Genomic DNA, 7567 nt, shown 5'->3' with positions numbered 1-7567 from the left:
TGCCCAAGAGATGAGTTCGGCAATGGACAGAGTAGCAAAAGCGGTAACAGAAATAAGCCAGCAGTTAGAAACATCGAGAAAGATAATAGACAACCAATTAGAACAAGCTATAGGGATAAATGAAGATGCTAAAGAATTGAATAAGATATCTTCAGAATTGAAAGGGTTAGTTGAGAGCTTTAAGATATAAACAAAAAGCTGCAAGTACCGAAAAGTTAAAGAAATAAATAATCAGTAAAGATTAAAGTCATGAGAGCGTTTTTGAAAAAATTAAACGTTAAAACATCGACAAAAATTAGGTTTTAAATTTGTAACGTGAGTAAAAAAACAAAAAAGGAGGAGACAAAGTATGAAAAAGGTAGTTATTGTTTTATTGATTGGTATATTTGTATTTAGTAGCATTCTTTTAGCAAAAAACGAAGAAATTCTTATAGGACTTTCGATGTGTGAATTACAATTAGAAAGATGGCAAAAAGATAGAGATATCTTTGTTGATACAGCAGAAAAATTGGGAGCCAAAGTTATAGTACAATCTTCAAATAATGACGATTTATTACAAATTTCACAAGTTGAAAATATGATTAACCAAGGTGTAGATGTGCTCGTAATAATTGCACATGATGGGAATATAATGGGAAGTATTGTCAAGGAAGCTCACGCAAATGGAGTACCAGTTATTGCATATGACAGACTCTTGATGAATTCTGATTTGGATTATTTTATAACTTTTGATCCAATAAAGATTGGAGAATATCAAGCTCAATACCTTGTGAATAAAAAACCAACAGGTAATTATTTTTTATTAGGCGGTTCTCCAACTGATAATAACGCTCATTTAGTGCGACAAGGACAAATGAATATTTTACAACCATATATAGATAGAGGAGATATAAAAATAGTTGGTGATCAATGGGCAAAAAATTGGTCTGCACAAGAAGCTATGAATATTATAGAAAATGCTTTAACTGCTACAAAAAATCAAATCGATGTAATTGTAGCTTCAAATGATAGTACAGCAGGAGGAGCTATAGAAGCATTAAAGGAACAAGGATTAGCTGGAAAAGTCTTAGTATCGGGGCAAGATGCAGACTTGGTTGCTTGTCGACGCATTGTTGAAGGAACACAAACAATGACAGTTTACAAACCTATAAAGTCTATTGCTACACAAGCGGCTATTATGGCTGTTTCTGTCGTTAAAGACATTCATGTTGTTACCAATGGTACAGCGAATAATGGAGTTAAAGAAGTGCCCACATTTTATCTTGAACCTATTCCTGTTGATATGAATAATATAGTTGAAACCGTTATTCGAGACGGTTTTCATTCTTTAGAGGATGTTTATAAAAATATTCCCAAATCTCAATGGCCTAAAGTTGAATAAATTTTAAAGATAATCTTTAAATGGTTAGGGACTTTCCCTAACCATTTAAGTGATTTTTAATTTAGTAGTAAGGAGAGACTATATATGGCTGTGTTATTAGAGATAAAGAATGTTTCAAAAACTTTTCCAGGTGTCAGAGCACTTGAAAATGTGGGTTTAGAAATAAATAAAAATGAAATACATGCTATATGTGGAGAAAATGGAGCAGGTAAGTCCACTCTTATAAATATTTTAGGTGGAATATATCCGTATGGTACCTATGAAGGTGAAATTTTTCTTGATGGGAAAAAGGTCGAATTCAAAAATCCTAAAGATGCTGAAAAAGCAGGGATTTCTGTTATACATCAAGAATTGACACTTTTTGAGGAATTAAATATAGTAGAGAATATTTTTATGGGATCGCAAAAAGTTAAAGGGATTTCTATCGATTGGGAATATATGTATAAAGAGGCTAAAGAATGGTTAAAAAAATTAAAAATGGAAGAACAAAATATATTTACTAAAATTAAACATTTGGGAGTAGGGAAACAGCAATTAATAGAAATTGCAAAAGCTTTGGTTAAAAATTCAATGATTCTAATATTAGATGAACCAACTGCTTCATTAACTGAAAAGGAAATAAGAACTTTATTTAAAATTTTAAAAGAGCTAAAAGAAGAAGGCGTCACATGTATCTATATTTCTCATAAATTAGATGAAATTTTTGAAATAGCCGATAAGGTAAGTGTCTTAAGAGACGGTAAATTAATTGGTACAAATAGTGTTAACGAAGTAACAGAAAACGAATTAATCAAAATGATGGTGGGAAGAGAAATTGATCAGATGTTCCCTAGAAGAGCTTATGTTCCAGAAAAGATCATTTTTGAGGTGAAAAATTATAGCGTTTACGAAGAATACAATAATGATCGAAAAGTTGTAGATAATATTAGTTTTAATTTAAAAAAAGGCGAGATTTTAGGATTTGCTGGCTTAATTGGAGCAGGTAGAACAGAGCTTATGAGAAGTATAATTGGTTTTTATCCTGGAAAAAGAGAAGGAGAGGTATACCTAAATTCAAAAAAAATAGAATTAAGCTCTCCTAAGGATGCTTTAGAGGTGGGTATCGCTTATCTTTCCGAAGATAGAAAGAGATTTGGGATTATTCCAACTATGTCTGTACGAGAGAATATAACTATTGCTTTCATAAAAGAATTTGTGGATTATTTTCATATTAATAAGGAAAAAGAAATTTTGAAAACTTTAAAAATGGTAAGCCAACTTAATATTAAAACCTCTTCTTTGGAAACAAAAATAACGACCTTAAGTGGAGGAAATCAGCAAAAAACTTTAATTGGAAGAAATCTTATTACGACTCCAAGAATATTAATTATGGATGAACCCACTAGAGGAATAGACGTTGGAGCAAAACAAGAAATTTATGTTTTAATGAATAATTTAACTAATCAAGGTATTTCTATAATAATGGTTTCTTCAGAGTTACCGGAAATTATTGGAATGTCAGACAGAATAATTGTTATGCATGAAGGTAAGTTTATGGGGGAAATTGAAAATCGTGATCATAATACAAAGCAAGAAGATATAATGTATTTAGCTACAGGAACTTTAGGAGGGAAGGTAGATGAAGGTTAAAAATTTCAAAATTGATTTAAGAGCTTATATGATGGTTATTGCTCTTATTGTTATTTGGATTATGTTCACAATAATGACAGAAGGTTCTTTTTTGACAGCAAGAAATATTTCAAACTTATTTAGACAATCTGTTTTCATATCAATGTTAGCGATTGGAATGGTAATGGTAATTATCTTAGGGCAAATAGATCTTTCTGTTGGTTCAATAGTAGGTTTATCAGGGGGAATATTAGCTATTTTGGACGTATGGAATGGAATGAATCCAATTCTATCTATGACAATTACACTTGGAGTGGGGTTACTTTTAGGTTTATGGAATGGTTATTGGGTATCATATCGTGGAGTGCCTTCTTTTATCGTTACATTGGGAGGAATGTTGTTATTTAGAGGTATTTTAATGGGAATAACCCAAGGAGTTACTATTGGTCCAGTAAGTGATTTTTTTTCATTTTTGGGAAAAGGTTATCTTGCCAATTGGGTAGGAATATTTTTTGGTATTGTTACTTCAATTTTATTAATATTTTTTGAAATAAAAAATTGGCGGAAAAAGTTATCTTATAATTCAGAATCAGTTTCTTTGCCTTTAGAAATATTAAAAATTATAATATTTATCAGTTTAATAATGCTTCTAATTTTTGTTTTCAACTCATATAATGGTTTTCCTTTTCCTTTTTTAATTACGATCGTTCTTTTAGCGTTTTTTACATATTTATCTCAAAATACAGTATTTGGAAGATATGTATATGCAATAGGTGGAAACAACCAGGCGGCTATTTTATCAGGTATAAATATCAAAAAAATTACACTTATAGTATTTGCATTGAACGGAGTTTTAGCATCATTAGGGGGTATATTTTTAACATCACGGCTTAACGCCGCATCAGTCTCTGCTGGGGAAGGAGCCGAATTAGATGCCATAGCAGCTTGTGTTATTGGTGGAGCCAGCTTGATGGGGGGAGTTGGAACAATTTTTGGAGCGGTTATAGGAGCTATTGTTATGACAAGTTTGGATAACGGGATGAGTTTAATGAATGTCCCTGTATTTTGGCAATCTATAATAAAAGGGTTAGTATTAATATTTGCTGTTTGGTTTGATGTTACAAGTAAAAAAAGAGAAGCATAAAAACAACTATTATTTGAACGGAGGTTTTAAAATGGTAGAATACTTCAAAGATGTAAAAAAGATAAATTATGTAGGTAAAGATTCAAAGGAACCATTAGCTTTTCATTTTTATAATCCACAAGAAAAAATAGGCAATAAGACTATGGAAGAACATTTAAGATTTTCGGTAGCTTATTGGCATACTTTTACTGCCGAAGGTAGGGATATGTTTGGAGTAGAAAGTGCTCATAGAACATGGAATCAGTATTCTAATCCTTTAGACAGAGCCTTGGCACGTGCTGATGCCGCTTTTGAATTTATGAGTAAATTAGGAGTAAAATATTTTTGTACTCACGATAGGGATTTGGTTGATGAACAGGAAACACTGAGAGAAACAAATAAATTATTAGATAAAGTCGTAGAATATATACAAGAGAAAATGAAAGAAACAGGGATAAAACTTCTGTGGGGAACAGCTAATTTGTTTACACATCCAAAGTTTATGCAAGGTGCAGCCACAAGTTGTGATGCAGAGGTATATGCATATGCTGCGGCCCAAGTTAAAAAAGCTATTGAGATTACTAAAGAATTAGGTGGAGAAAATTACGTATTTTGGGGAGGAAGAGAAGGATACGAAACCCTTTTAAATACAAATATGGAACTGGAACTTAACAATTTAGCTAATTTTATGCACATGGCGGTAGAATACGCTAAAGAAATAGGATTTACAGGTCAATTTTTGATAGAACCTAAACCTAAGGAACCGACAAAGCACCAATATGATTTTGATGTAGCAACTTCTTATGCATTTTTGCAAAAATACGATCTTGATAAATATTTTAAATTCAATATCGAAGCTAACCATGCTACTTTAGCGGGACATACTTTTCAGCATGAATTAAGATATGCCAGAATAAATAATATTTTAGGGAGTGTAGATGCTAATATTGGTGATTTGTTGTTAGGATGGGATACCGACCAATTTCCTACAAACGTATATGAAAATGTTTTGGCAATGTATGAAATACTCAAAAATGACGGAATAGCTCCAGGAGGGTTGAATTTTGATTCTCATGTTAGAAGACCTTCTTATGAAAATATTGATCTTTTTTATGCACATATCGCTGGAATGGATGCATTTGCATTAGGTTTGAAGGTAGCTAATAAAATTTTAGAAGATAAAGTTTTGGAAGAATTTGTTGAAAAGAGATATAATACATTTAATGAAGGTATAGGTAAAAAGATAGTTGAAGGAAAAACAAGTTTAAAAGAACTTGAAAATTATATAATAGATAGAAAAGTAGAATTACCAAAATCAGGAAGGCAAGAATATTTGGAAAATTTGATAAATAGATATATTTTTGGATGATTACAGAGACTTTAAAAATTTGAATTTTATAAAAACGGAGATTTTGAATTTAAAATGGGTCCAGGGCGGAGCCCTCTCCCCCTTCCTTGGCTACAAGTACCGAAAAAGGTAAAGAAATTAGGAATTAGTAAGGATTAGAACCGGGGAGGTATTTTGTAAAAAGTTAAACGCTGAAATATTTATAAAATGTGAAGTTTAGAATTTCTAAAGTGAGTATTTTGGATGATTATACAGGGAGGATATACATTGAAAGTTAAAAAAATAAACGCAGAAAGAATGGGATATTCAAACAAATTGATGGTCTTTAATTTAATAAGGTATTCACCTGGAATTTCCAGAAACGAAATTACAAAGATTACTGGTTTAGACAAAAGCACAGTTACAAAAATCACTTATGAATTGATTTCTAAAAATTTGATTCATGAAGGTAATCGCAAACTATCTCAAGGGCCAGGGAGAAAGCCTATTAGATTGGAAGCTGTGGATACGGCCGCAGCTTCTATTGTTGTCAAAGTAGGTGTAGAAAAAACGGTATTAGGGTTAGGATATTTAAATAATTTTATTGAAAAAGTTTCAGCTTTCGATACTCCTAAGAATTTTAGTTCTTTTGTAAGTAAAGTGGCATTCGAAGTAAACAAAATTTACAAGGACAAAAACGGAACTAATATCGTTGGTATTTCTTTTTCATTTCCAGGAATGATTGATAGGAAAAATTTGATTATTGAATACGTTCCTCATTTTAATTGGAGTAACGTTGATTTAAAGAACGCTTTTTTGAAGGAACTTCCCTACTGGGAAAAACCAATTTTTGCTGCTAATGAAGCTAAATTAGCATTACAAGCAGAATTATATTTTAATAAAGAAATAAAGAATTTGAATAACGGGGTTTATATTTTTATTTCTCAAGGTATTGGTGGGGCTTTATTGATTGATGGCCAAATTTATTTAGGACCTAACTATACTGCTGGTGAATTTGGACATATGACTATACATGAAGATGGAGAAAAATGTTTTTGTAACAATCGAGGTTGTTGGGAAACTTTTGCTTCTATAGATACTATCTCTAAGATTTACGAATATAGTAACGGTAAATTAGAAGGCCAAAATTATGAGGAGAAATTCAAAAATCTTATAGATAAAGCTCAAAAAAGAGAAAACAATGCTTATGAAATTATTGATAAGATGCTTTATTATTTAGCTGTGGGAGCTGTAAATTTAATAAATACTTTAAATCCGGAGTTTGTTATTTTTGGAGGATATGGGTATCTTTTTCCTGATAATTACTTTACTCAAATAGGGAATTTGATAAAAGAAAGAGCTTTAAAACCAACTTTGAAGACATTTAAAAAAGCAACTAAACCATATTTTGATATAGAAACTGCTTGTTTGATGGGAGCCAATTTAAGGGTAATGGATGAGTTTTCTGAAAAAGCGTTAGTATGATTTGGAGTGATGAATAATGAATAAATATTTAGGTATAGATATTGGAACAACTGCGATAAAGGCACTTGTGGTATCTGAAAGTGGAGAACTTTTGGACAGTTATTCGAAACCTGTAAAAATGAAAGTTCCGAAACCTGAATGGGCTGAGCAAGATCCAGAAATGTGGTGGGAAGGTGCTTATGAAATATTGCGAGAAGTTTCTAAAAAACATCAAATAAATGCAATAGGATTTTCTGGACAGATGCATAGTTTAGTTACTTTGGATAAAGATTATAAGGTGATCAGGCCGGCAATTCTTTGGTGTGATCAAAGGACCGCTTTACAATGTAAAGAAGCGACAGAAGCATTTAAAGGAGAAAAGAACGTAATATCTCGAATGGGGAATCCGTTTTTAGAAGGATTTACGTTTCCCAAAATTTTATGGATAAAAGAAAATGAACCAGAAAATTTCAAAAAGATAAACAAGATCTTACTACCGAAAGATTATATAGTTTTCAAGTTAACAGGAAATATAGGGATAGATTATTCGGATGCTTCTGGAACTGCTTGTTTTAATGTAATCACGAATTCTTGGGATAAAGAGGTTTTTGATAAGTTTAATATAGATATGAAAATATTGCCCGAGTTATATTCTTCATATGCA

At 31.5% G+C, this 7567-nt stretch carries 7 protein-coding genes; all 7 read left to right on the top strand.

The features are described 5' to 3' along the window. Nucleotides 1-190: hypothetical protein (locus X924_RS07395; protein ID WP_199172664.1), on the top strand; the 190-nt coding region annotated here is incomplete at its 5' end. A 159-nt stretch (nt 191-349) separates the two neighbouring features. Then, nucleotides 350-1381 (top strand): D-xylose ABC transporter substrate-binding protein, encoded by a 1032-nt coding sequence (gene xylF / locus X924_RS07390; protein WP_121958292.1) that lies wholly within the window; start codon nt 350-352, stop codon nt 1379-1381. 84 nt (nt 1382-1465) lie between these two features. Further along, nucleotides 1466-3010, top strand: a complete 1545-nt coding sequence (locus X924_RS07385; protein ID WP_121958291.1) for a sugar ABC transporter ATP-binding protein — start codon at nt 1466-1468, stop codon at nt 3008-3010. Beyond that, nucleotides 3000-4133, top strand: a complete 1134-nt coding sequence (locus tag X924_RS07380) for a sugar ABC transporter permease (protein WP_121958290.1) — start codon at nt 3000-3002, stop codon at nt 4131-4133. Before X924_RS07385 ends, X924_RS07380 begins: the two co-directional genes overlap by 11 nt. 31 nt (nt 4134-4164) lie before the next feature. Further along, on the top strand, nt 4165-5481 hold the full coding sequence (gene xylA, locus X924_RS07375) for a xylose isomerase (RefSeq protein WP_121958289.1): 1317 nt from the start codon (nt 4165-4167) through the stop codon (nt 5479-5481). A gap of 246 nt (nt 5482-5727) precedes the next feature. Further along, nucleotides 5728-6924, top strand: coding sequence for an ROK family protein (locus X924_RS07370; RefSeq protein ID WP_158245348.1), 1197 nt, complete (start codon nt 5728-5730; stop codon nt 6922-6924). 16 nt (nt 6925-6940) lie between these two features. Then, nucleotides 6941-7567 (top strand): FGGY family carbohydrate kinase (locus X924_RS07365; protein ID WP_255398035.1); only part of this gene is annotated, 627 nt, incomplete at its 3' end.

Origin of the sequence: Petrotoga sp. 9PWA.NaAc.5.4, assembly GCF_002895485.1 — a bacterium.
Taxonomy (GTDB): Bacteria; Thermotogota; Thermotogae; order Petrotogales; family Petrotogaceae; genus AZRK01.
Note: the sequence above shows the minus strand (reverse complement) of the source record. Positions and strands in the feature narration are given on the sequence as shown.

Excerpts from the sequence above, each read along its gene's own strand:
- xylF (WP_121958292.1), top strand. The coding sequence starts at position 350 with ATGAAAAAGGTAGTTATTGTTTTATTGATTGGTATATTTGTATTTAGT.
- X924_RS07385 (WP_121958291.1), top strand. The coding sequence starts at position 1,466 with ATGGCTGTGTTATTAGAGATAAAGAATGTTTCAAAAACTTTTCCAGGT.
- X924_RS07380 (WP_121958290.1), top strand. The coding sequence starts at position 3,000 with ATGAAGGTTAAAAATTTCAAAATTGATTTAAGAGCTTATATGATGGTT.
- xylA (WP_121958289.1), top strand. The coding sequence starts at position 4,165 with ATGGTAGAATACTTCAAAGATGTAAAAAAGATAAATTATGTAGGTAAA.